Genomic DNA, 22,200 nt, shown 5'->3' with positions numbered 1-22,200 from the left:
GTGAGAAATTACCATTAGTGGTGAACACAGCCCACGCGCGCAAGCGTTGTCCGAACTTAGCCTGGTGGAGTAGTTACCACTACCCCCCGAGAGGGAGACTCATGCCCCACCCGCATCAGAAGAACCTGCTCACCTCGGTTCAGATGGCGCACTTCGTGGCCACCGGGTCGCTCCGGATGGACGCCGTCGTACCGGACGAGATGAACCAGCAGGCCATCGAGGTCCTGAAGGCCGGCATCCCCGGTGTCCCGTACGGCACCCCGCTGTCGGAGGCGTTCGTGGACAGCGAGTTCGTTCAGCGCCTGGTGCAGCTGCCGGAGGTCGCCGGCGCCATCCACAGCCTGGTCGGGCCGGAGCCGACCGTCGACCACCACGCCGTGCACATCCGGAAGGCGAACGAGGGTGAGGCGCAGAACCTGCACGGCGACGCGATCATCGACGTCCGCCCGGACGCGTTCGACGTCCAGCTCATGTACTACCCGCAGGACGTGACGCTCGAGATGGGCGGCACCCTGAGCGTGCCCGGCAGCCACCTGCGCCGGACCAACGAGTCCGACACCGGCCGCTACCAGAACCTGCTCGGCCAGACCCGGCTGGTCTGCCCGGCCGGCACCGTGCAGTTCCTGCACCACGGCATCTGGCACGGCGGCCGGAAGAACGACAGCGACATCGACCGCTACATGTTCAAGATCCGGTTCAACCCGACCGTGCGTCAGGTCCGGCTGTGGAACCTCGAGGACCTGTACGACGAGGAGGTCGCGCGCGAGCTCGACCAGTCGTTCCCGTGGTACGAGAACGCCACCGGCCGGCTGGAGAAGTACAACCGGATCAAGCTCTGGCAGGCGCTCACCGGCGACGACACCTTCGACCCGGAGTTCTGGGTCACCCGGGTCTCGAACCGCCCGCAGCGCGTCGTCGCCCAGCGCAGCCTCAACCCGCACGCCGCTCGGCACGCGACAAAGGAGATGGCATGACCGCCCCCGCCACCGAGACCTCGCAGCAGACCACCGTCCGGCAGCAGGTCCTGGTCCTCTACCTGGCCTCGTCCGCGCTCGACGCTCGCGTCGTCGGCTGGTCGACGTACGACGGGACCGGCCAGACGCACCCGACCACGGGGGACAGCGACGTCCCGCCGTACGCAACCGGGCTGGACGCGCTGAAGGACGGGTGGCGGCTGTTCCAGGCTGCCCAGCTGCTGCCGCCGTTCCCGGGGCACGAGTACGACGTCTCGTTCCTCAAGCACGAGTTCTTCTTCGAGAAGCTCGTCACTGTGTGAACAAGCCGTGCTGCATGGCGAACAGCGCGGCGGCGGCCCTGGTCGAGACCCCGATCTTTCCGTAGATGTGCTGGACGTGATGCTCCGCAGTACGGCGTGACACCACCAGCTCGCGGGCTATGTCGGCGTTGGACGAGCCGCGCGCGAGCAACCGCAGTACGTCGATCTCCCGCTCGGTGAGACCGGCGGGACGGCTCAGCCGGCGGCCGGGCACCTGCTGCCCGGCCGCCGCGAGCACTGCCTTCACACAGCGGCCGTCGAGCTTGCCGGCCGCTACCTGAGCCAGCATGAGCTCGGCTGCGCCCTCAGGCGAATGGGCGGACCGGTGTGGCCGGTCCTGGGTGAGAGCCTGGTAGCAGTCCGCCGCGGCGAGGATCCGTGCGGACGTCGAGAGCTCGCCACCCTTCGCCTGCCGCGGATAGCCGCTGCCGTCGAGCCTTTCGTGGTGCATCGCCGCCAGTACGGCGATGGGCTCGAGTGCCGGCGATCGCGCGAGGATCCGCTCGGACTGGTACGGGTGCAGCCGCACCTGCTCCCAGTCCGCTCGCCGTAGCGGGCCGCTGCGCTCCCACACTGCTGTCGGCACGGCAACTCTGCCTAGGTCGTGGAGCAGGGCGGCACGTCTGAGGGTGGCTCGCTCGCTGTCGTCGAGGTGCAGGAGTCGCGCGGCCTCGTCGGCCAGGGTCGCGACGCCAGTGGAGTGGCCGAAGAGGTACGGGGACTTGAGGTCGACGAAGTCCGCGAAGGTGCGGGCCAGTTCGTCGAGGTCCTGGGTGTGGCGCCAAGGCTGCGGCTCGGCGTCCAGAGTCGCTTGCCACACGTCGATCTTGTCCAGGTCGGCGGTCAGGCGGTCGTCGTACGCGGCGACGATCTCCGGGTCGAGCCAGCCGGCTTTCCGTTGGCGCATGGTGTCCCCGCCGACGATCACCGCCTGGGTGGCGACCTCGGCGATCCGGGTGGCGATGTGGATCTCGGTGCCGGCCAGGCCTTTCGGTTTGCCTTTGCCGTCCCAACGTTCCAGGTTCTGGTAGAGCGCCTGTGCGGTGCCCGGGCCGAGTCCGAGGCGTTCGGCGAGCATGCTGCCGACCTCGCAGATGGCGCGGAGAACGTCGTCCTCGCCGGTGGTCAGGGTGCGAGCGACGTACTGCAGGCGTTTGATGCCGGTTCCCTTACCGACCTGGGTGAGGTAGCGGAGCGATTCCCTCGGGCTGTTGGTGTCGGTGCGCTCCGCGAGTGGGCGGAGCTCGGCGGCGCGCGGGCCCATCAGGTGGACCTCTTCGTGTGTTGTGGCGGTGCAGCCGAGGTGGCGGAGCAGGGTCGCGTAGTAGACCGTGCGTTTGTCGGCGACGTCGAGGCGGTCGGCCAGGCGTGCGGCGACCAGGCAACTGCGGATCGACTTCTCCGGTGGCTGGGCCATGGCCAGGTCCAGCGCGACCGAGAGCGCGCAGAGAAGCTCGGCGAGTCGCGGATCCTGCGGTCCCATCGCGCCCTCCTGGGGATGGGCAGATCTACCGATGCCCGGGCATCTCCCGTACGGCCATTGTGAGCCTCATGAGCACATCGGCAACGACCAAACCGCGTCTCGTCACCCCGCAGTTCGTCCTGCTGGGCTCGGCCTCGCTGGCCTACTTCCTCGCCGACGGCATGCTGGTGCCGGCCGTCCCGCGGTACGTCGCGAGCGAACTTACCGGCGGTAACATCGCCGTCGGCGTGGCGGTCGCCGTGTTCAGCCTGTCCGCGCTGGCGCTGCGCCCGTGGACCGGACGGTTCGCGGACCGGCACGGGCGATCGATCGCGATGGTCGGCGGCGGCATCGTCTTCGCCGCTTCGGTCGCCGGCTACGGGCTGGCCGACTCCGTCGGCGTACTGTCCGCGCTCCGACTGCTCACCGGCGTGGGCGACGCGTTCTTCTTCGTCGGCGCGGTCACCGCGATGAGCGACCTCGCCCCGGTCGAGCGCCGCGGCGAGGCGATCAGCCTGTTCTCCCTGTCGCTGTACGTCGGTCTCGCGGTCGGCCCGCTGGCCGGGGAGGCGATCGTCAACACGGCCGGCTTCACCACGGTCTGGCTGGTCTCGGCCGGCTCCGCGCTGCTCGCCGTACTGCTGTCTCTCCGCGTCGGCGACACCCGGGAACCTGTGGTGGCCACGCCCACCGCGGGGCGGTCCGGGCTGATTCCGCGGGCGGCCGTCGTACCTGCGCTGCTGCTGCTCGCGCTGATCTGGGGAATGGCCGGTTTCCTGGCCTTCGTCCCCCTCTACGCCCTCGACCTCGGCCTCTCCGGAGCCGGCTTCCTGCTCTTCGGCTTCGCCGCGATCGTCGTCGTCATCCGCAGCGCGGGCGCCCGCATCCCCGACCACTTGGGTGCCCACCGCAGCGTCCGCCTCGCGTTGCTCTGCACCACCATCGCCCTGATCACCATCGGCACCTGGCGAACCGTGCCCGGCCTCATCCTGGGCACCGCCCTCCTGGGACTCGGCGTAGCGCTCGGCACCCCCGCGATCATGACCCTCGCCCTCAACCGAGCCCCCGCCACTGAACGAGGCGCCACCATGGCCACCGTCACCATGAGCATCGACACAGCCCAAGCCCTGGGCCCCATCACCTTAGGTCTGGCCGCCGCGACCACGACCCGCCCCACAGCCTTCCTGACTGCAGCCCTCATCTCCGGTGCCGGCCTGGCTTTGGCCATGCGGAGTCACGAGCGAGCCTAGGAGAAGACCGACAGCAGAGTGGTGGTGAGGCTGCGTCGGGCTGTGGGGCTGAGGTAGGTGGTGAGGGACTCGATCCGGGTGGTGAAGGCGGTGTGGGCCTCGTTGGCGAGGGTGCGGCCGACGGGGGTGAGGTTGATGTGGCAGGCGCGGCGGTCGGTGGGGTGAGGGATGCGGGTGACCAGGTCGCGGCGTTCGAGGCGGTCGACCATGCTGGTCAGGCTCGAGCGCTCGATGCTGAGGATGCGGCTCAGTTCGGTCATGCCGAGCGGGCCGGCGAGGAGTACACGAAGCAGGTGGGCCTGCTGCGGTGTCAGGCCGAGCGGGCGGCTGGTCTCGGCGTACAGGTCCTGCAGGACGTGCATCGCCTGGACGAGCGCGCCCGGCAGGTCCGTCTCCCGCGCTGTCGAGATCGCCATGGCACCACTGTAGTCCGGACAGTTCGTCCTCCCGATAGTTCGAAAGACCACTAGTTAGGTCAACGAAGCAAATCAGGGGAGACGAAATGGACGTGCGATTCGGCTACGGCTCGCCCGGCATGGTCCGCGACGTGGACCGCGTCCTGCGCCCGGCCGCGCAGGCCGGCCGGGATGGTGTCTGAGTCACTCTTCGATCGCGCCCCGGATCGCGCGCAGGTGCTGCCGGAAGGTGAGGTCCGGGCGCGCCGCCCGCGCGGTCAGGTACTCGGCGAACCGGACCTGCTCCCGCAGCGACCGTCCGCTCCGGATCGAGTCCGCCTGCGCGTGCTCGGTGGCGCGGATGGACTCGGCCAGGTCGAAGATCTCGTCGAGCCGGTCGGCCGGCACGAACACGACGCCGTCCTCGTCACCCAGTACGACGTCGTCGCGGGTGACCGTCCACTCGCCGATGGTTGCCCTGGACAACGCATCGGCCGGCTGCGGGTCGAGCCGCAACGGTCCGGTCGGCAGCGCGCCGAGACTGAAGACCGGCAGTCCGATCGCGGTGATGTCCACCGTGTCGCGGTGCAGTCCCCAGACGACGAGCCCCGCGAGACCGGCGGCCTGAGCCTCGAGCGCGACTAGGTCTCCGACACACGCCTCGTCCCGCCGCCCGCCGTTGCCGACGACGAGTACGTCGCCCGCCTGGGCGGACTCGAACGCCTCCAGGAAGACGTCGACACTGCCCACGTGCTGAGCCGGCAGCACCCGTCCGGCGACCCGTTCACCCGTCACCGACGTCAGTGAGACGGTCCGGACCGGCACCCGGGCCCGGATACAGGCGTCCGCGACGTGCGCGGTGGTAAGGCCTTCGAATCGATCCATGGCGCGACCCTATGCAGGCGGCGCGCCCAGTGGATCAGCGCGACAGAAAGTTGAGGATTTCTGGCAGTGGTGGGTCGTACGCCGAGGTCGACGTGTTCACGGTCAGAGTCGGCACGGGGAGGTCGACGGCCTGGAACGCGTTGTGCGTGCGGAGCCGGGCGTCGTCGCCGATCTGGGCGTCCTCGTGCGCGCCGCGGTTCGGGTCCGACGCCGTCCGGGCGTGGATCCGGGCCAAGGCGAGGTCGGCCGGCGTGACGCAGTGGACGATCCGTACGTCGGCCCGGCTGAGCAGCGGGGTCAGCCCGGGACTCCAGAGGCGGTCCTGGAACGCGGCTTCGGCGACGACCGTCGTTCCGCGGCCGACCAGCAGTCCGATCACGTCGAAGAACGTCGACAGCGTCCGCATCGTGAGCGGGTCACCGGGCCCGGGCACGAAACCGGGGCTGGCGTGCACCATCCCCTCCTTGATCTCGTCCCGGCAGATCGCCGGGCAGCCGATCGCCGCCGCGATCCGGTGCGCCAGCGTCGTCTTCCCGGTCCCCGGCGGGCCGCTCACCACAACCACCATCGGCTTCGACTGCACCGCCGAACCTTAGCCACCCCGCGGGGCCGGTCGCCACCCGAATCCGGGCGCCACGATGTCGTCCAATAATCAAGACGATATGTCTCACGAAGCAAGACGTGCGAGTAGCCTGGGGGCACGTCGAAGGCACGGCAAAGGAGCCAGTGATGAGCAACGTCTACACGCACGGCCACCACGAATCGGTGCTGCGTTCGCACACCTGGCGGACCGCGGAGAACTCGGCCGGCTACCTCCTTCCGCACCTGCGTCCAGGCATGTCGCTGCTCGACGTGGGCGCTGGTCCCGGCACCATCACCGCCGACCTGGGCCGGCTGGTCGAGCCCGGACAGGTGACCGCGCTCGAGGCGAGCGAAGCGGCCCTCGACATCACGAAGGCGACCTTCGCGACGCTCGACCTCCCGGTGAACTTCGTCGTCGGCGACGTTCACGCACTCGATCTGCCCGACGACACGTACGACGTCGTCCACGCACACCAGGTCCTGCAGCACGTGGCGGATCCGGTGCGGGCGCTGCGGGAGATGCGCCGGGTCTGTACGCCCGGCGGCATCGTGGCCGTCCGCGACTCCGATTACGGCGGGTTCACCTGGTATCCGTCGCTGCCGGAGCTGGACGAGTGGATGGCGCTCTACCAGCGGATGGCCCGCGCCAACCAGGGCGAGCCGAACGCGGGCCGCCGGTTGTTGTCGTGGGCACTGGACGCCGGGTTCGAGCGGGTGGATGCGACCGCGAGCACGTGGACGTTCGCCGACGAGGACTCGCGCGCGTTCTGGGGTGGCATGTGGGCCGACCGCATCCTGAAGTCGGCGATGGCGGACCAGGCCCGGCGTACCGGCGTACCCGAGGAGACGCTCGAACGGATCTCCGCCGCCTGGCGAACGTGGTCTGAACGGCCCGACGGCTGGATCGCCATCCTGCATGGCGAACTCCTTTGCACCGCCTGATCAGACCGACGCGAGGACGACGAGATACCCGTCCGGATCCCTGAGCCAGAGCTCGTGGTGATCGGCGTTGGGGTTGTGGTGGATCTCCGTCTGGACGGTGGAGCCGAGCGTGCGAGCGCGCTCGGCGGCCGCGTCCAGGTCGTCGGTCTCGAACCAGATCGCGACCCCGTTCCCCAACGGGTGGGCAGGATCGCCGAACGACCCGTGGTGGTGGTCGACGTCCAGGTTGTGAAGTTGCAGCACGAGTACGTCGTCGACCACCAGCCGCTCGTACTCCGGCCCGCCGTGCGCGCTGACGGCTCCCAGCACAGCGCAGTACCAGGCACTGCTCTTCTCGACATCGCTGACCGCGATCAGTGGTTGTGGCCTCATGCGATGACGCTAGGCCGCGTACACCTAGCGAGTCTTGGACGAATGGGAGCGCTGCCGCGAGACCTCGTACAGAACGGCGGTTGCCGCGTTGGCCGCGTTCAGCGAACTCGCCGATCCGGTGATCGGGATCCGTACCAGGGCGTCGGCGGCTTCCTTCCACGCGGCGCTGAGTCCGCTGGTCTCGTTGCCGATCAGCAGTAACGTCGGCTGCGTCAGGTCGTACTCGAAGACGTCGACCGACCCGTGCTCGTCCGTCCCCACGACCACGATCGGTACGCCGGTCGTCCGCCGTACCCACTCGATCACCTCGCGATGCGACGGTGCGCGTACGGCGGGGATGCCGAACAGCGACCCGGTCGTCGCCCGCACCGCCTTGGGGTCGTAGACGTCGGCGGCATGCCCGGTGACGATCACGCCGTCCGCACCGAACGCGTCCGCGGACCGGATGATCGAGCCGATGTTGCCCGGGCCGGTCGGCCGGTCGAACACCACGCCGAGAAAGTCCGGGCCGACCGGGATCCGGTCGAGGTCGTCCGGTGGCATCTCCACCACCGCGAGGACCTCGGCGTCCTTCTCGCCGAGCTCGGCCAGCAACTCCGGCTCCATCGCCACCCGCTCGACCCCGGGCAGCCGCTGGTACAGCTCCTGCGCCCAGCGCGACAGCGGCCGGGACGCGTCGTGGATCACTGCCCGCACCGGCCAGCCGTTGTCCACGGCAAGCGAGATCGGCCGCACGCCCTGGACCAGGAACTCGCCGGCCCGGTGCCGCTTGGTCCGGTTGGTCAGATAGGACTGCCACACCTGGAACCGCGCGTTCCGAGTCGAGATCCGCTGCACGTCCTCACCCTAGTGCCGCCGCCGGGAACCCCTCACCCGGACGAGTGACCACACGATCAGGGCGGGCAGCCAGAGCAGCAGCAGCCACGGCACCCGCCACCAGCCCGGACCGCTGTCGAGTTCCGGCTGCTCGTCGGCCACGAGCGGCCGCGCGGATCTGGACCAGGCGAGGAACGCGTCGCCGATCGGCACCAGCCCGAGGGCGTACCGCTTCGTCTTCGGGCCGCTGACCGGCAGGCCGAGCAATTCACCTTCGCGGGCGAGCCGGTCGCCGAGCGGATCATGCGCGACCCTGGCCGCGCCGAGCGTGACCACGGTGGCGGACAGGCTGATCCCGAGGATCAGCGGGCCCGAGTCCACATCACCCGGTCCACCGGCACCCGTCGGATACTCCCGGACACCGAGCCCCGCGACGAACCGGTCCCGGAAGATCTCGTACTGCGCCCGCCCGAACGCCGGATCGATCTCGACCAGGAATCGCTGGATCACGCCCTGGGACGACGCCCGCGCTCCGGTCGTCGCCGGCTCGACCTGGTGGGGCATCAGCCCGGTCCCGGGATCCAGCCGGGTCTTCACGGCGGCCGTCCACCGGGCGGTGGTCGCGCCGAACCGGGGTGCGACGAGTTCGTCGTACGCGCTCAGCGAAGCGATCGCGACGGTCGAGTCGACCGGCCAGGCCTGGCCCGGGTACGCCTGGAGGTACGGCGTCCTGGCGGTGCGGAACGCGGTCGCGAGCTCCACCGAGGCGCTGGTGAACTCGTCGATCTCCGCCGCGTCGGAGTGTTTCAGGGCGATCAGCCCGGCGCGCAGCCAGTTCGTCCAGCCCGCGTGGAAGACGCCGTACTTCGGGCGCAACGAGGCGTCGAAGACGGCCGTTCCGTCCCGGGACTGTAACCGGTCGAGAGCCCACCGTGCCTCGCGCGCCGCGTCGACCGAGCGGGCCGGATCGGCGAGCCCGACCTGCACCCACGTCAGTCCGTAGAGGGCGTTGAGGAAGAAGTAGCCCTCCGGGAACTGCTGTTGCGCGGCGTGGTCGGCACCGCCGTCGATCTCCGCCCGCAGGAACGCCAACTGCTTGACCACACCTCGGGTGGGATCGGTCGGCAGCACCAGGCGGGCGGTGCCCACCCCTGCCACCAGCGTGGCGATCACCGCGACGCCGATCAGGAGCTTGCGCAGCACCCGTCGCAATCTACCGACGCCAGGCGGACAGTGGCGGTCCGCCGGGCGACCATTCGGTGACCTGACGGCCCTCAGGTCCCCAGCGTCGACTCCCGGGGGACCAGGCGGGTCGGGAGCGCCATCGAGCCGCGGTGGACGGACCCGGCGATCGCGTCCAGCAGGAGGTTCGCCGTCCGGCGGCCGAGCTCCTCCAGCTCGACGTCGACCGTGGTGAGCGGCGGCCGGCTCGCGAGCGCCATCACGGACCAGTTGTCGTAGCCGGTGACCGCGATGTCGTCGGGCACGGACCGGCCGAGCTCGCGGAGCCGGTCGCAGACGCCGCGGGCGATCTGGTCGCTGCCGCAGGAGATCCCGTCGAGGTCGGGCGACGTCCGCAGCAGGACGTCGACCGCGTGCCGGCCCCAGCGTTCGCTCCACTCGCCGTGCATCGGCTCGCCGGCCAGCGCGTCACCGGCGGTCTCGACGGTCGCCGCCGCCCGGATCTGGGCGCTGTGGTGCGACTCCGGCCCGGTGACGTGCGCGATCTGCCGGCGACCGAGGCTGAGCAGGTGCCGCACGGTCGATGCCGCGCCGCCGTGGTCGTCCGCGATCACGGACGTGTCGGACGGGTCCGTCGACGGGCTGAACGCGTAGACCACCGGGATCGGTACGTCGATCGGCGTGCGCGGCTCGGTCCGCCGCCCGGTCACGATGATCCCGTCGACCCGGCGCGAGACCAACGACCGCAGGTAGTGCTGCTCGCGCAGCGGGTCGTCCCGCGTGTCGCACAGCAGGAGGCCCATCTCGCCCGCGCTCAGCGCGTCCTCGGCCCCGAGCATGATCGGGATGCTGAACCGCCCGGAGCTGTCGGTGGTGATCAGTCCGACGGTGAAGCTGCGCCCGGACGACAACGCCCGGCCGCGGCTGTCCGGCGTGAAACCGAGTTGCTCGGCCGCCCGGCGTACCCGCTGTCTGGTCTCCTCGCGGAGCTGGCCGGTGTCGTTGAGAGCTTTGGACGCCGTACTCGTGGAGACGCCCGCCAGCGCGGCCACATCGGTGATCCGGGGCAGGGAAGGGCCACGTGACGCCATCCGGCAACTCCTTTCCGAACTTTCCGGAAACAGTACCGCACACATCTCGCGGTGTCCGGATATCGCCAGGTCCGAGGGGTTGACCTGGCCGCCCGGCATCTCTAGCTTCGTCAAGGAAAACGTGTTCTGGATTTTCCGCGACCTCCCAGGAGCTTCCCCGTATGAGCACTTCTCCGGACGCCGTCACCTCCTCCCGCAGTCCAGCCGCCGCCTCGAAGGGCCGCTGGCAACCCGTCGGCCTCGGCCAGGCGCGGATCACCGGCGGCTTCTGGGCGCCGCGCCAGGTCCGCAACGGCGAGAGCGCGATCCCGAGTGGCCAGGACCAGTTGGAGACCGCCGGCAACCTGCAGAACCTCCGGCTCGCGGCCGGCATCGGCGACGGCGAGGCGATCGGCCCGGTGTTCGCCGACTCCGACGTCTACAAGTGGCTCGAGGCCGCCGCCTGGGAGTACGGCCGCAACCCGAACGAGGACCTGCTCAAGCGCCAGCGCGAGCTCACCGCGGTCGTCGCCGCCGCCCAGCGTGAGGACGGCTACCTCGACTCCGTCGTCCAGCTCCGGTACGGCGACGAGGGCCGCTACCAGCAGCTCGTCTGGAGCCACGAGCACTACTGCGCGGGCCACCTGATCCAGGCGGCCGTCGCCCAGGTCCGGTGCACCGGCGACCGCGAGCTCCTGGACGTCGCCATCAAGCTCGCCGACCACCTGGTCGCGACCTTCGGCGACGACAAGACCGTCGACGTCGACGGCCACCCGGTCATCGAGATGGCGCTGGTCGAGCTGTACCGGGAAACCGGTACGCCGTCGTACCTCGGCCTGGCCAAGTGGTTCGTCGAGGCCCGCGGCCACGGCATCATCAAGGAGCACGGCCACGAGCCGACGTACTTCTCGGACCGCCTCCCGGTCCGGGAGGCGACCACTGTGGAAGGCCACTCGGTCCGGGCGGTGTACCTCGCGGCCGGTGCCGCGGACGTCGCGATCGAGACCGGCGACACGGAGTTGCTCGACGCCCTGAAGCGGCAGTTCGACCACATGTGGTCGACCAAGACCTACATCACCGGCGGCCTCGGTGCCCGGTGGGAGGGTGAGGCGTTCGGGGACGAGTACGAGCTGCCGCCGGACCGCGCGTACGCCGAGACCTGCGCCGCGATCGGCGGCATCCAGTGGGCCTGGCGGATGCTGCTGGCGACAGGCGAGGCGTCGTACGCCGATGCGCTCGAACGAATGCTCTACAACGGATTCCTCGCCGGTGTCTCGCTCAACGGGACCGAGTACTTCTACGTCAACCCGCTGCAGTTGCGCGGCGGCGCGCATCCCGACAACGGCCGCAGCCCGGCGCACGGCCGGCGCGGTTGGTTCGACTGCGCGTGCTGCCCGCCGAACATCATGCGTACGCTGGCCAGCCTCGACGGCTACCTCGCGAGCAGTGGCGACGGCGCGATCCAGCTCCACCAGTACGTCGCAGGCGTCGTGCGGGCCGGTGGCGTGGAGCTCCAGATCCAGACGAACTACCCGTGGGACGGCGCGGTCCGCATCACCGCCGATGAGCCTGCCGCGGTCGACCTCCGGATCCCGGCCTGGGCAGAGGGTGCGACGGTGAACGGGAAGCCGGTCGAAGCCGGGACCTACGCGCGCGTCGAGGCCGCGGAGATCGACCTGCAGTTGCCGATGGCGACGCGGGTGGTCGCGGCCGATCCCCGCGTCGACGCCGTACGGGGGTGTGTCGCGCTGGAGCGTGGTCCGTTGGTCTACGCCGTCGAGCAGGCCGACCAGCAGGCGAACGTCGACGACCTGCATCTGCTGCCGGAGGCAGCTGTTGCCGCGAGCCACGACGACGGGCTCCTGGACGGTGTGACCGTGCTGACGACGCGTGGACGGCCGGGGACCGGTCACCGGGAGGGCTGGCCGTTCACCCCGTCGTCCGCGGACGCGACCGGCGACGAGGTCGACGTGGTCGCGGTGCCGTACTACGCCTGGGCCAATCGTGAGATGGGCGCCATGCGCGTCTGGCTGCCCAGGGCCTGATGATGCTCACCCGGCGGAAGTTCCTCGGACTGGCGGCCGCGGCGACCGCGACCGGCACGGTGCCGGGCTGCAGCTCCGTCCTGCCCGAACCCGACGTCCAGGCGGCCGGGTTCGGGCAGGACGCCACCGGCACCGTGCAGGTGTGGTGCCGGGCAGCGACCCAGACCGGTCTGACCGATCTGGTCAAGAAGTTCAACGCGTCCCAGGACCGGCTCACCGTCGAGCTGACGCCGGTCCTGGACGCGCAGTACGTGACCAAGCTGGCGACCGCGATCCGCGGCCGGTCGGTGCCGGACCTGGTCGACATCGACGACATCAACTCGATGCTGTTCATCTACCGCGACGCCTTCACCGACCTGACCGAGCCGCTGCGGGCGCTCGACTACGCGGACAAGCTCAGCCCTGGTCACCTGCGACTGGCGACCAAGGACGACCGGGTGTTCGGCGTGCCGTACCTGGCCGACAACTCGATGTTCTGGTTCAACACCGAGCTGTGCGACCGGGCGGAGGTCGACCCGTCCGAGGCGATCACGTCGTTCGACAGCCTGCTGGCCGCGGCCCGGAAGCTGCGCAAGCTCGGTGACGACATCTACGCGTGGAGCTTCCCGGCGAACAGTCCCGGCGCGCTCGGCTTCGTCGTCCAGCCGATGATCTGGGCCGCCGACACCGACCTGATCAAGGGCCCGGTCGGCGAGCAGTCCGGCGACATCGCCGGGAACGACGTGGTCCGGCAGATGCTCGAGCTGCACCGGCAGCTGTGGGTCGACGGGCTGGTGCCGCGGGCCAACTTCTCCGACGACGCGTCCCGGTGGGGGAGCGACTTCCGGGCCGGCCAGATCGGCATCTTCCCGTCCAACTACGCGGTGGTCGTGTCGGGGTCGGACGAGGCCTTCCACCAGAAGGTGACGCCGAGGCTGCTGTCCGGCCCGAACGGCGGTGCGGCGTTCTTCGACGGCGGCGACAACATGTGCATCCCGCGCGGTGCCCGGAACGCGTCCGGCGCGTGGGAGTTCGTCCGGTTCGCGCTCGACCTGCCGCAGCAGATCGAGCTGCCGGCCGGTGGGTACACGCCGGTCCGCTCGGACGCGGCGACGCCGGAGTTCGCGGAGAAGTTCCCGCTCGCGACCCTCCCGCTGGAACGCATCTCGGAGGGCTACGCGCCGACCACCTTGTCCTACAACCTGCTCTACAACCAGCCGGACGGACCGTGGCTGCAGATGTTCCGCCGGGCTGTGTTCGACGGCGAGCTGGAGGCCGCCATGACGGAAGCTCAGCAGAACTTCGACCGCATCCTCGCCCAGGGGCAGGCATGAGTACCCAGACGGACGTCAGGCCGCGGGTGGAACCGTCCGCGCGTCCCCGGGCGATCGGCCGCCGTGGCTCGCTCACCCATCCGGCACGGACCGGGCTGCTGCTGGTGGCACCCGCCGTACTGTTCGTCGCGGTCTTCGTGCTGGTGCCGCTCGCGTTCGCCCTGGTGATCTCGCTGACCAACTGGCCGCTGATCGGCACGGTGAAGTTCAGCGGGCTGGAGAACTACACCGCGATCGTCGACGACGCGGCGTTCGCCAAGTCCGTGCTCTACACCCTGCTCTACACGGCCGTCGTGACCGGGCCGATCCTGGTGCTCGGCTACGCCCTCGCGGTCCTGGTACGACGCAGGCGACGCGGCGCGACGCTGCTGCGGACGGTCTTCTTCCTTCCGTTCGTCGTCGGCCTGTCCACGTTGAGCTTCGTGACCGTGCTCGAGGCCCAGCCGGACAGCGGCGCGATCAACATCGTCCTCCGCAGCCTCGGCATCACCGACGGCACGACGGCCTGGCTGGTGGACGGGCCGCTCGCGACCGGGCTGATCTGCGTGCTGGTGATCTGGGGCGTCTCCGGACTGACCATGATGCTGCTGATGGCCGGGATGCAGGCGATTCCGCGGGAGTTCTACGAGTCGTCCGAGCTCGACGGCGCCGGCTGGTGGCGGCAGGAGTGGGAGATCACCATCCCGGTACTGCGGCCGACGATCGCCATGTCGGTGATCATCTCGGTGGTCGGCTCGCTGCTCGCCTTCACGCAGTTCTACATCCTGACCCGCGGCGGCCCCGGGACGGACACCACCACCGTCGTCCAGTACATCTACAACCGCGCCTTCGTCCAGCTGCAGCTCGGCGCCGCGACCGCGTTGTCGATCGTGCTGGTCGTCGTGGTCGGGCTGGTCACCGCCGCCCAGTTCTGGCTGCTCCGGGAGAGGGACTGACGCTATGAGGCTGAAGAACGTTTTGTACGTCGTCGGCGGTGGCGGAGCCTTCCTGGTCTTCACCGTGCCGCTGCTGTGGGCCCTGTTCCGGTCGGTACAGCCGAACGAGGTGATCGTCGCCGCGCCGGACCCGTCCACCTTCTTCCAGCTGACCTGGAACAACTTCCGGACGCTGATCGAGGGGCCCGGCAATCTGATGCGGGCCGTAGGCAACAGCGTGGTCGTCGCCTTGAGCACTGCGGTGCTGACTGCTGTGCTGGCGACGCTCGCGGGGTACGGCTTCGCGCGCTTCCGCTTCCGCAGCGGGCCTCTGCTGTTCGCGCTGGTGGTCGTGTCGATGATGATCCCGTTCCAGGCGATCCTCACGCCGCTCTACCTGGAGATGAACGTCCTCCGGCTCACCGACAGCCTGCTCGGGCTGGTGCTGTTCTACACCACGGTCAACCTGCCCTTCGGGGTGTTCGTGATGCGGAACTCGTTCTCGTCGGTCCCGGTCGAGCTGGAGGACTCCGCGCACGTGGACGGCTGCGGCACGCTGCGGATGATCGGGTCGGTGCTGCGGCCCTTGGTCACTCCGGGGGCGGCGACGGTCGCGCTGTACGCGTTCCTCGCGGCCTGGACGGAGTTCCTGGGTGCGTTGACCTTCCTCACCAAGGACGAGCTGTACACGCTGCCGGTCGCGCTGGTGAACGTCCAGGCCGGCGCGTACGGCGAGGTCAACTTCGGCTCGCTGGTCGCCGGGTCGGTGATCGCGATGATCCCGTGCGTGATCCTGTACGTCGGCCTCCAGCGGTTCTACGTGACGGGCCTTGCTACGGGGGCGGTCAAGGGCTGACCGTGTGGTCTGCCCACGCGACCGCTACGCCGGCTCCCCCTGTGCCGCGCTGACACGTTGACCTGTGTGCCTCGGCGGAGTGGCGGGGAGTTCGACTGTCACGCGGAGGCCGCCTTCTGTGCGGGGGAGCAACGTCAGGGTTCCGTCGTGGGCCTGGGCGATGCTTCTGACGATTGCCAGGCCCAGGCCCAGGCCGACATCACCGTCATGGCTGCGTCTGCGTTCGGCGCCGCGCTGGAACGGTTCGACCAGCGTGGAAACGAAGTGGGGAGCGAGCTTCTCGCCGGTGTTCTCGACGGTGAGGACCACGGTCCGGGAACGGAGGCCGGTCGTGACCCAGACCGTGCCTTGGCCGGGCTGGTTGTGGACGATCGCGTTGTGGACGAGGTTCGTGGTCAACTGCAGCAGGAGCGCGTGCGAGCCGACGGTGGGAGTCACGTCGCCGGTCGTCTCGATGGTGAGGCCGCGTTCCTCCGCGAACGGGAGGAGCGTCTCGGTCGCCTCTTCCGCGATGAGGGACAGGTCGACGGGTTCCCGGGTGAAGGAGCGTTGGTCGGCGCGGCTGAGCAGGAGGAGTGCTTCGGTGAGGTCGATCGCCCGCGCGTTGACGGCGTGCAGCCGGTCGACGAGCTCGCCGGGGTCGCCGTTCCGGTTGTTGCGGGCCACGTCCAGCAGCGTCTGCGTGATCGCCAGCGGCGTACGCAGTTCGTGGGAGGCGTTGGCGGCGAATCTCCGCTGCTCGGCGACGCGTGCCTCGAGTCGCGTGAGCATGCCGTCGAACGCGTCGGCGAGCTCGCGGAACTCGTCGTTGCGGCCTTCCAGCTCGATCCGGTGGGACAGTGACCCGGTCGCGGCCCTGCGGGCGGCCTCGGTGATGCGCGTCAGCGGGGCGAGCATCCGGCCGGAGAGGATCCACCCTCCCACCAGACCGAACACCAGCAGGAACCCGTACACCATGGCCGCTCGCGGAGTGAAGACCTGCAGGAGGCTGGACCGGACGGGAAAGACCCCTGGAGTGGTGTCGTCCGGGACGACGAGCATCGCGCGGTCGGGGACGTACCGCAGCAGGAACACCCACACAGCGGCGAGCAGCAGAGCGCCCGCGAGCATGAGGAACCCGGCGTAGCTCAGGGTCAGTTTGAGCCGAACGCTCAAGCCCGGTTCTCTACCCACGATCTGCTCCCTCGTGCCCGGTGTCAGGTCCTGCGTCGATGCGGTACCCGGCGCCGGCCACGGTGGCGATGATGCCGGGCTCGCCGAGCCGCTTGCGCAGCGCGGACACGGTGATGCGTACGGCGTTCGTGAACGGGTCGGCGTTCTCGTCCCATGCCCGTTCCAGGAGTTCTTCGGCGCTGACGACACCACCTTCGGCCGTGACCAGGACCTCGAGTACGGCGAACTGTTTGCGGGTGAGCGCGACGTAGCTGCCGTCGCGGTAGACCTCGCGGCGGAACGGGTCCAGACGCAGGCCGGCGATCTCCCGTACGGGCGGTCTGTTGTGGGCGCGCCGGCGGTCGAGGGCGCGCAGACGGAGTACCAGCTCCTGGAGGGCGAAGGGCTTGGTGAGGTAGTCGTCGGCGCCGAGTTCGAATCCGGAGGCCTTGTCGTCGAGCCGGTCGGCCGCGGTGAGCATGAGAATCGGCATGCCGCTGCCGGAGGCAACGATGTGCCGCGCGACCTCGTCGCCGGACGGTCCGGGGATGTCGCGGTCGAGAACCGCGATGTCGTAGGCGTTGACGCCCAGCAGCTCCAGTGCGGTGTCGCCGTCACCCGCGATGTCCCCCGCGATCGCCTCCAGGCGCAGGCCATCCCGGATGGCCTCCGCCAGAGTGGGCTCGTCCTCGACGATCAGTACACGCATACGCTCCCGATGCTACGAGCCACGTCCTATCGCCGACATATCGAAACCCGTCGTTCAGGTGACGCCGGGGTACGGGTTCTACAGGCTGGGGCGGATTTCGTGCTCGGCGTGGGCTGCGGCGTGGCTGTCGGCTACTCGGCGGCAGAGTTCCATCAGGTCGGCTTCGTTCTTGACCTGCTTCCGGGCCTCGGGGCCGAGGGCGTTGATGTGGTCGCGGGCGGCGAGCAGGCGGAGGAAGATGCGTTCGCGTTCGCCGGCGTCGGCGGTGTACTCCGAGTCCAGGTAGGCGGCGGCGTCGCGCCGGATGTGGGCCATCGCGGTCTGGGTGCGGCCGCGGGTGCTGAAGAGCGAGCCCATGATGGTGACGACCAGGACGACCAGGATGACGAGCAGTGACAGGCCGGTACTGATCTCGGCGACGTCGACGTGTTCGCCGCCGTTGACGAACGGCAGGTTGTTCTCGTGCAACGCGTGCAGGATGAGCTTGGCGCCGATGAAGGCGAGGATCGCGGCCAGGCCGAAGGACAGGTAGATCAGCCGGTCGAGCAGCCCGTCGAGCAGGAAGTACAGCTGGCGGAGCCCGAGCAGGCTGAAGGCGGTCGCGGTGAAGACGATGAACACGTTCTGGGTGAGCCCGAAGATCGCCGGGATCGAGTCCAGCGCGAACATCAGGTCGGTGCCGGCGATCGCCGCCATCACGAGCACCATCGGCGTCATCATCCGCCGGCCGTCGATCCGGGTGAACAGCCGGTCGCCGTCGAAGTCGTCGGTGGTGCGGAACAGCCGCCGGCTGATCCGGACGACCAGGTTCTGCGCCGAGTGCGACTCCTCGGTCTGCGGTTTCAGCATGTTGCCCGCGGTCAGCAGCAGGGTTACGCCGAACAGGTAGAACACCCAGGAGAAGGCGTTCAGCAGCGCCGACCCGAGGAAGATGAACCCGGCCCGGGCGATCAGCGAGAACACGATGCCGAACAGCAGCACCTTCTGCTGGTTCTCCCGCGGCACCCGGAAGCTGGTCATGATGATCAGGAACACGAACAGGTTGTCGACCGACAGTGCCTTCTCGGTGATGTACCCGGCGAAGTACTCCGAGCCCGTCGCCGTACCGCCGAAGACGAAGCAGCCGAGGCCGAACAGCAGCGCGATCCCGACGTACACGCAGGACCAGACCGCGGCCTCCCGCAGCGTCGGCACGTGCGCGGAGCGGACGTGGAAGTAGTAGTCGAACGCGAGCAGCGCGAGGATCCCGGCCAGCGTCAGGACCCACACCAGCGGTGACACCGTCATCGTTTCCTCCGTACGGCGCGAGGCAGTGGGGTCAGCCAATCACGCCGGACCCGCCGCTGTCCCGAACGACTACGAACGACCTTTGACCAGGGCCACCAGGTAGCGGCAGGCGACGTCGCCGGGGTTGTGGAACGTCGTGGCCGACGGCGGGCCGAGCTGGAGGCAGTCGCCGGTCCGCAGGTCGTGGACGACCGAGCCCTCGTGGAAGCGGAGGTGGCCGTCGAGGATCCACAGCTGCTGGTACCTGAAGATGTAGGCGCCGGCCGGGTACGAGACCGAGGCGCCCGGCGGGAGCTCGACCTCGACCAGCTCCAGCGGGCCGTCGGTGACGGGGGAGACCGCGCGGCGGACGTACCCGGTGACCGGGTCAGTCCACACCGGCTGGTCGGTTCGGCGGCGTAAAAGGTCGCCGGTGTGCTCGGCCCGGGCGACCAGCTCGGACAGCGTCATCCCGAGCGCGCCGGAGAGCCGGCCGAGCAGTACGGCGGTCGGCTGGGCCTCGCCGCGTTCGATCTTGCCGATCATCGCCCGGGACACCCCGGAACGCTCGGCCAGCGCGTTCGCCGACAGGTCCTGGGCCACCCGGGCGGCCTGGACCGTCGCAGCGAGCGAGGCCGACAACTCATCCACCATGCTTGCCACTATAGCGTCAGTAGTGGCTACTATCGTGACATGGTGAAGATCAGAGACGCCTCACCGCTGGACGGTGCGGCCTGCGCCGCGATCTATGCGCCGTACGTCACCGACACCGCGATCACCTTCGAGGTGGAGCCGCCGTCCGCGGTCGAGATGGCGCAGCGGATCGCCGACGCGCAGGCGAAGCACGCCTGGATGGTGCTCGAGGACGACGGCCGCGTCGTCGGCTACGCGTACGCGGGTCCGATGAAGCCTCGGGCGGCGTACCGCTGGTCGTGCGAGGTGAGTGTCTACCTCGAGCCGGGCCGGCGCCGGACCGGTGGCGGGCGGGCGCTGTACGAGGCGTTGTTCGATCGGCTGACCGAGCGTGGCTTCCGTACGGCGGTCGCCGGGATGACCCTGCCGAACGACGCCAGCGTCGGGTTGCACACCGCGCTGGGGTTCGACGAGATCGGCACCTACCGGCGGATCGGCTGGAAACTCGGCGCCTGGCACGACGTCCACTGGCGGCAGCGGCCGCTCGCCGTACTCCCGGACCCGCCCGAGGAGACGAGCTAGCTAGCTCATCGGCGGGCACTCGCCGCCGGGCGTGGTCGCGAGCTCGAAGTGCCACCTCTCGTGCGACAGGGTCTGGCACAGACCGAAGCGGGCACCCTTGCGGATGATCCAGTCGTCCGCGTCGGTCGGGCCGATGTCGACCGCGTCGCCGGTCACGTGATGCGACTCCTCCGGCGTGGCGACGTACTTGAGGGCCTTCTGCTTGCTGCCGTACTTGCGGATCGCCTTGTCCAGCAGCGCCTGCTGGTACTTCTTGCTCCGCCAGCCGGTCGTCAGCTGCATGGTGATGCCGTCCTTCGCCATCGCCGTCTCGGCCTGCTGGACGGCCTTCAGCAGGTCGGGGTCGAGCTTCGCGACCCCGGGCAGGTCGGTGTCGAACGCCGACGTCTTCTCCGGGAGTACGCCGTCGGCGGCGCCGGGGATCCCGCTCGCGCGCCCGGAGGACGACCGGTCGGAATCCGTCGGCGCCGGATCGTCACCGTCCGCCGCGACCGACGTACAGGCGACGACGGCGAGGCTGGTGACCGCGGCGACCGCGGCCAGGCCGGACAGCGTGGTCATCCGGCGTTCACGTTTGCGCGTGGCAACGAGTTGATCGGTGAGCATGGCAACAGTCCAGTAGAGCGGATGTTGCGGGAGCGTCTGCGCTTCGGCATACGTTTTCGATACGTCCGGCCTGGTTCGATCGTTCGTGAAGACCGGTAGGTCGCCCGCCACGGTCACCCTGCCGGAGGCTGACCTCGTCGGCGGGTGAGGATGGTGCGGTGACCGCCAACCGCCTGACCGTCCGCCGCGCCCTCGTCACCGACGACGTCGCCCTTCTCCGGATCGACCAGACCTCGTGGGACGTGAGCACCGGCTTCCCGTCGTACCAGGAGCACATCCGGGAGAGCTTCTTCGCGCGGAGTGGGCCGGAGGCGCATCTGGTCGCCGAGTACGACGGCGAGGTGGTCGGGTACCTGCGGTTGCAGGACAAGTACACGTTCCCGGAGGGCGCCGGCGTGCTGACGATCAACGGACTCGCGGTCGCGGAGAAGGCTCGGGGCCGGGGTGTCGCGACCGCACTCCTGGACGCCGCCGACGCCGAAGGCCGGCTGCTCGGAGCCCGCAAGATCAGCCTGCACGTCCACGGCACCAATACCGCCGCCCGCCGCCTGTACGAACGCAACGGCTACGTCGTGGAAGGCATCCACCCGAACGAATACGTGATCGACGGCAAGTACGTCGACTCGGTCGACATGGCGAAGACGCTGTGGGCTGTCTGATGCGCTGGCCTGCCCGGCCATGGCCGGGGCTCTGCCGGGCGTCGCCCACCATTCGTGGCTGGACGACGCCGACGCCTTCGTGACGACCGTGGCGGAGTTCCTGGGTCCTACGGGTTGACGCCGCGGTTGCGGAGCCACGGCTCGGGGTCGACCTGGTTGTCGCCGCCGAGGAGGACCTCGAAGTGCAGGTGCGGTCCGGTGGTGTTGCCGGTGACGCCGATCGCGCCGATCCTGCTGCCGGCGGGCACGGTGTCGCCGACCGAGACGGCGAACTCGGACATGTGGCTGTACGACGTGACCGTGCCGTCCGCGTGCCGCACCTTGACCTGGCGGCCGTACGCACCGGCGTACGACGCCTGGACGACCTCACCGGCGAGCACCGAGCGAACCGCCGTACCGATCGGGGCGGCGAAGTCGAGGCCGGTGTGGTTGCGGGCCCAGCGGCCGCCGGCCTGGCCGAAGTGAGCAGTCAGGCGGTAGCCGGTGGTCGGCAGGACCACCCTCGGCGCCCGGGCCTTCTCCGCGGCCTCGGCCTTCGCCTTGGCGATCGCGGCAGCCTTGGCCGCGGCCAGCGCGCGGGCCTGGGCAGCGGCCTTCTTCGCCGCGGCCGCCTTGGCAGCGGCGAGCGCGAGCGCCCGGCGCTGGGTCAGCGTCGCGTTGGCGGCCAGCCGCGCCGCGCGGGCCTGAGCGGCCTTCTCGGCCTGGGCCTTGCGGGTCGCTTCGAGCGACAGGTCGATCCGGGAGGCGTTACGGGACGCGAGGTCGCGGCGTTCGATCCGGGCCGCGTTCAGAGCGTCGGCCTGTGAGGGGCTCAGGCCGGGGCCCGACGCGGAGGATCCGGTCGCCGAGGAGGTGAGTCCCACCGCGGTCGTGCCGGCCGCGGCAGCGAGAGCGGCGGTGATGCCGATCAGCTGGGCGCGGCGGCCGGTACTTCGGCGGGCAGAGCGATGTTTTGCCGCCCGGCGCGGGGCAGCCGGGAGGTCGCGCTGAGGAGACACAGGGGAGGGCCTTCCAGGGAGGGGCAATCGTTGCGAGGGGTACAACGACCTCGTCGACCATAACGAGGAGGTCACGGCGGTCTCAAACGCGGATGGCGCTCAGATGAACAAAATCGAACACGGACCGTGAGGGATTCCTGTCGGGTCGTAGGCGCTCAGGCGTGAACCCGACCCGCCAGTAGTTGAATCTGTGCGTGACGCGGATCACCCGCCAAATGGCGTCGAGCAGGCGCTC

Annotated in this window: 24 protein-coding genes; 10 read left to right on the top strand and 14 right to left on the bottom strand. The window is 69.7% G+C overall.

The window, feature by feature from the left end; all coding sequences use genetic code 11:
- The first annotated feature begins 101 nt into the window (after nt 1-101).
- Entirely contained in the window at nt 102-974 is an 873-nt protein-coding gene (locus E1218_RS12705; protein WP_132319580.1) for a phytanoyl-CoA dioxygenase family protein, read from the top strand.
- Nucleotides 971-1,276, top strand: coding sequence for a hypothetical protein (locus E1218_RS12700; protein ID WP_132319578.1), 306 nt, complete (start codon nt 971-973; stop codon nt 1,274-1,276). Before E1218_RS12705 ends, E1218_RS12700 begins: the two co-directional genes overlap by 4 nt.
- Here the strand turns inward: E1218_RS12700 and E1218_RS12695 are convergent.
- Complete coding sequence (locus E1218_RS12695; protein WP_132319576.1) at nt 1,266-2,759, bottom strand: HD domain-containing phosphohydrolase; 1,494 nt, start codon at nt 2,757-2,759, stop codon at nt 1,266-1,268. The two genes, E1218_RS12700 and E1218_RS12695, sit on opposite strands and share 11 nt — an antisense overlap.
- Before the next feature lie 68 nt (nt 2,760-2,827).
- Here E1218_RS12695 and E1218_RS12690 point away from each other — a divergent pair, with 68 nt between their 5' ends.
- A complete protein-coding gene (locus E1218_RS12690) occupies nt 2,828-3,988 on the top strand; it encodes an MFS transporter (RefSeq protein WP_132319574.1) in 1,161 nt (386 codons plus the stop codon).
- Here E1218_RS12690 and E1218_RS12685 read toward each other — a convergent pair.
- The 3 genes from E1218_RS12685 to E1218_RS12675 all read right to left on the bottom strand — a co-directional run bounded on the left by E1218_RS12685 (nt 3,985) and on the right by E1218_RS12675 (nt 5,851).
- Nucleotides 3,985-4,404, bottom strand: a complete 420-nt coding sequence (locus tag E1218_RS12685) for a MarR family winged helix-turn-helix transcriptional regulator (protein WP_132319572.1) — start codon at nt 4,402-4,404, stop codon at nt 3,985-3,987. The two genes, E1218_RS12690 and E1218_RS12685, sit on opposite strands and share 4 nt — an antisense overlap.
- A gap of 183 nt (nt 4,405-4,587) precedes the next feature.
- Nucleotides 4,588-5,268: an RraA family protein gene (locus tag E1218_RS12680; RefSeq protein ID WP_132319570.1), complete on the bottom strand. Its 681-nt coding sequence runs from the start codon at nt 5,266-5,268 to the stop codon at nt 4,588-4,590.
- 34 nt (nt 5,269-5,302) lie between these two features.
- Nucleotides 5,303-5,851, bottom strand: coding sequence for an AAA family ATPase (locus tag E1218_RS12675; protein WP_233712192.1), 549 nt, complete (start codon nt 5,849-5,851; stop codon nt 5,303-5,305).
- A gap of 146 nt (nt 5,852-5,997) precedes the next feature.
- Between E1218_RS12675 and E1218_RS12670 the strand changes: the two genes are divergently transcribed.
- Nucleotides 5,998-6,792 carry a class I SAM-dependent methyltransferase gene (locus tag E1218_RS12670; RefSeq protein ID WP_132319568.1) on the top strand — a complete coding sequence of 265 codons (795 nt, stop codon included), beginning with the start codon at nt 5,998-6,000 and terminating at the stop codon, nt 6,790-6,792.
- Here E1218_RS12670 and E1218_RS12665 read toward each other — a convergent pair whose 3' ends face one another.
- From E1218_RS12665 to E1218_RS12650, 4 genes are all read right to left on the bottom strand, one after another.
- Nucleotides 6,793-7,164, bottom strand: a complete 372-nt coding sequence (locus E1218_RS12665) for a VOC family protein (RefSeq protein ID WP_132319566.1) — start codon at nt 7,162-7,164, stop codon at nt 6,793-6,795.
- A gap of 24 nt (nt 7,165-7,188) precedes the next feature.
- Complete coding sequence (locus E1218_RS12660) at nt 7,189-8,001, bottom strand: RNA methyltransferase (protein ID WP_132319564.1); 813 nt, start codon at nt 7,999-8,001, stop codon at nt 7,189-7,191.
- A 9-nt stretch (nt 8,002-8,010) separates the two neighbouring features.
- On the bottom strand, nt 8,011-9,183 hold the full coding sequence (locus E1218_RS12655; protein WP_132319562.1) for a hypothetical protein: 1,173 nt from the start codon (nt 9,181-9,183) through the stop codon (nt 8,011-8,013).
- Nucleotides 9,184-9,254: 71 nt separating this feature from the next.
- A complete protein-coding gene (locus E1218_RS12650) occupies nt 9,255-10,253 on the bottom strand; it encodes a LacI family DNA-binding transcriptional regulator (protein WP_132319560.1) in 999 nt (332 codons plus the stop codon).
- A gap of 161 nt (nt 10,254-10,414) precedes the next feature.
- On the opposite strand from E1218_RS12650, the gene E1218_RS12645 reads away from it, so the two are divergent.
- From E1218_RS12645 to E1218_RS12630, 4 genes are read left to right on the top strand one after another with little or no spacing between them, the layout of a single operon-like run.
- Nucleotides 10,415-12,277: a glycoside hydrolase family 127 protein gene (locus E1218_RS12645; RefSeq protein ID WP_132319558.1), complete on the top strand. Its 1,863-nt coding sequence runs from the start codon at nt 10,415-10,417 to the stop codon at nt 12,275-12,277.
- Nucleotides 12,277-13,590 carry an extracellular solute-binding protein gene (locus E1218_RS12640; protein ID WP_132319556.1) on the top strand — a complete coding sequence of 438 codons (1,314 nt, stop codon included), beginning with the start codon at nt 12,277-12,279 and terminating at the stop codon, nt 13,588-13,590. The genes E1218_RS12645 and E1218_RS12640 overlap by 1 nt, the downstream gene beginning before the upstream one ends.
- Complete coding sequence (locus E1218_RS12635; protein WP_132319554.1) at nt 13,587-14,525, top strand: carbohydrate ABC transporter permease; 939 nt, start codon at nt 13,587-13,589, stop codon at nt 14,523-14,525. Before E1218_RS12640 ends, E1218_RS12635 begins: the two co-directional genes overlap by 4 nt.
- A gap of 4 nt (nt 14,526-14,529) precedes the next feature.
- Nucleotides 14,530-15,360 (top strand): carbohydrate ABC transporter permease, encoded by an 831-nt coding sequence (locus tag E1218_RS12630; protein WP_132319552.1) that lies wholly within the window; start codon nt 14,530-14,532, stop codon nt 15,358-15,360.
- A 24-nt stretch (nt 15,361-15,384) separates the two neighbouring features.
- On the opposite strand, the gene E1218_RS12625 is transcribed toward E1218_RS12630, so the two are convergent.
- From E1218_RS12625 to E1218_RS12610, 4 genes are all read right to left on the bottom strand, one after another.
- Nucleotides 15,385-16,533 carry a sensor histidine kinase gene (locus E1218_RS12625; RefSeq protein WP_132319550.1) on the bottom strand — a complete coding sequence of 383 codons (1,149 nt, stop codon included), beginning with the start codon at nt 16,531-16,533 and terminating at the stop codon, nt 15,385-15,387.
- On the bottom strand, nt 16,526-17,221 hold the full coding sequence (locus E1218_RS12620; protein ID WP_132319548.1) for a response regulator transcription factor: 696 nt from the start codon (nt 17,219-17,221) through the stop codon (nt 16,526-16,528). The genes E1218_RS12625 and E1218_RS12620 overlap by 8 nt, the downstream gene beginning before the upstream one ends.
- Nucleotides 17,222-17,299: 78 nt before the next feature.
- Complete coding sequence (locus tag E1218_RS12615) at nt 17,300-18,508, bottom strand: TerC family protein (protein ID WP_132319546.1); 1,209 nt, start codon at nt 18,506-18,508, stop codon at nt 17,300-17,302.
- A gap of 69 nt (nt 18,509-18,577) precedes the next feature.
- Entirely contained in the window at nt 18,578-19,141 is a 564-nt protein-coding gene (locus E1218_RS12610) for a helix-turn-helix domain-containing protein (RefSeq protein WP_132319544.1), read from the bottom strand.
- Between the two features lie 39 nt (nt 19,142-19,180).
- Here E1218_RS12610 and E1218_RS12605 point away from each other — a divergent pair, with 39 nt between their 5' ends.
- A complete protein-coding gene (locus E1218_RS12605; protein ID WP_132319542.1) occupies nt 19,181-19,702 on the top strand; it encodes a GNAT family N-acetyltransferase in 522 nt (173 codons plus the stop codon).
- On the opposite strand, the gene E1218_RS12600 is transcribed toward E1218_RS12605, so the two are convergent.
- On the bottom strand, nt 19,703-20,308 hold the full coding sequence (locus E1218_RS12600; protein ID WP_202865961.1) for a M15 family metallopeptidase: 606 nt from the start codon (nt 20,306-20,308) through the stop codon (nt 19,703-19,705). It abuts the gene before it with no gap.
- A 158-nt stretch (nt 20,309-20,466) separates the two neighbouring features.
- On the opposite strand from E1218_RS12600, the gene E1218_RS12595 reads away from it, so the two are divergent.
- Nucleotides 20,467-20,967: a GNAT family N-acetyltransferase gene (locus tag E1218_RS12595; protein WP_132319541.1), complete on the top strand. Its 501-nt coding sequence runs from the start codon at nt 20,467-20,469 to the stop codon at nt 20,965-20,967.
- Between the two features lie 107 nt (nt 20,968-21,074).
- Here the strand turns inward: E1218_RS12595 and E1218_RS12590 are convergent, their stop codons facing one another.
- Nucleotides 21,075-21,965, bottom strand: a complete 891-nt coding sequence (locus E1218_RS12590; protein ID WP_132319539.1) for a M23 family metallopeptidase — start codon at nt 21,963-21,965, stop codon at nt 21,075-21,077.
- Nucleotides 21,966-22,200 lie beyond the last annotated feature (235 nt).

Source organism: Kribbella turkmenica (assembly GCF_004348725.1).
Lineage (GTDB): Bacteria > Actinomycetota > Actinomycetes > Propionibacteriales > Kribbellaceae > Kribbella > Kribbella turkmenica.
This window is presented reverse-complemented; position numbering and strand designations above follow the sequence as displayed.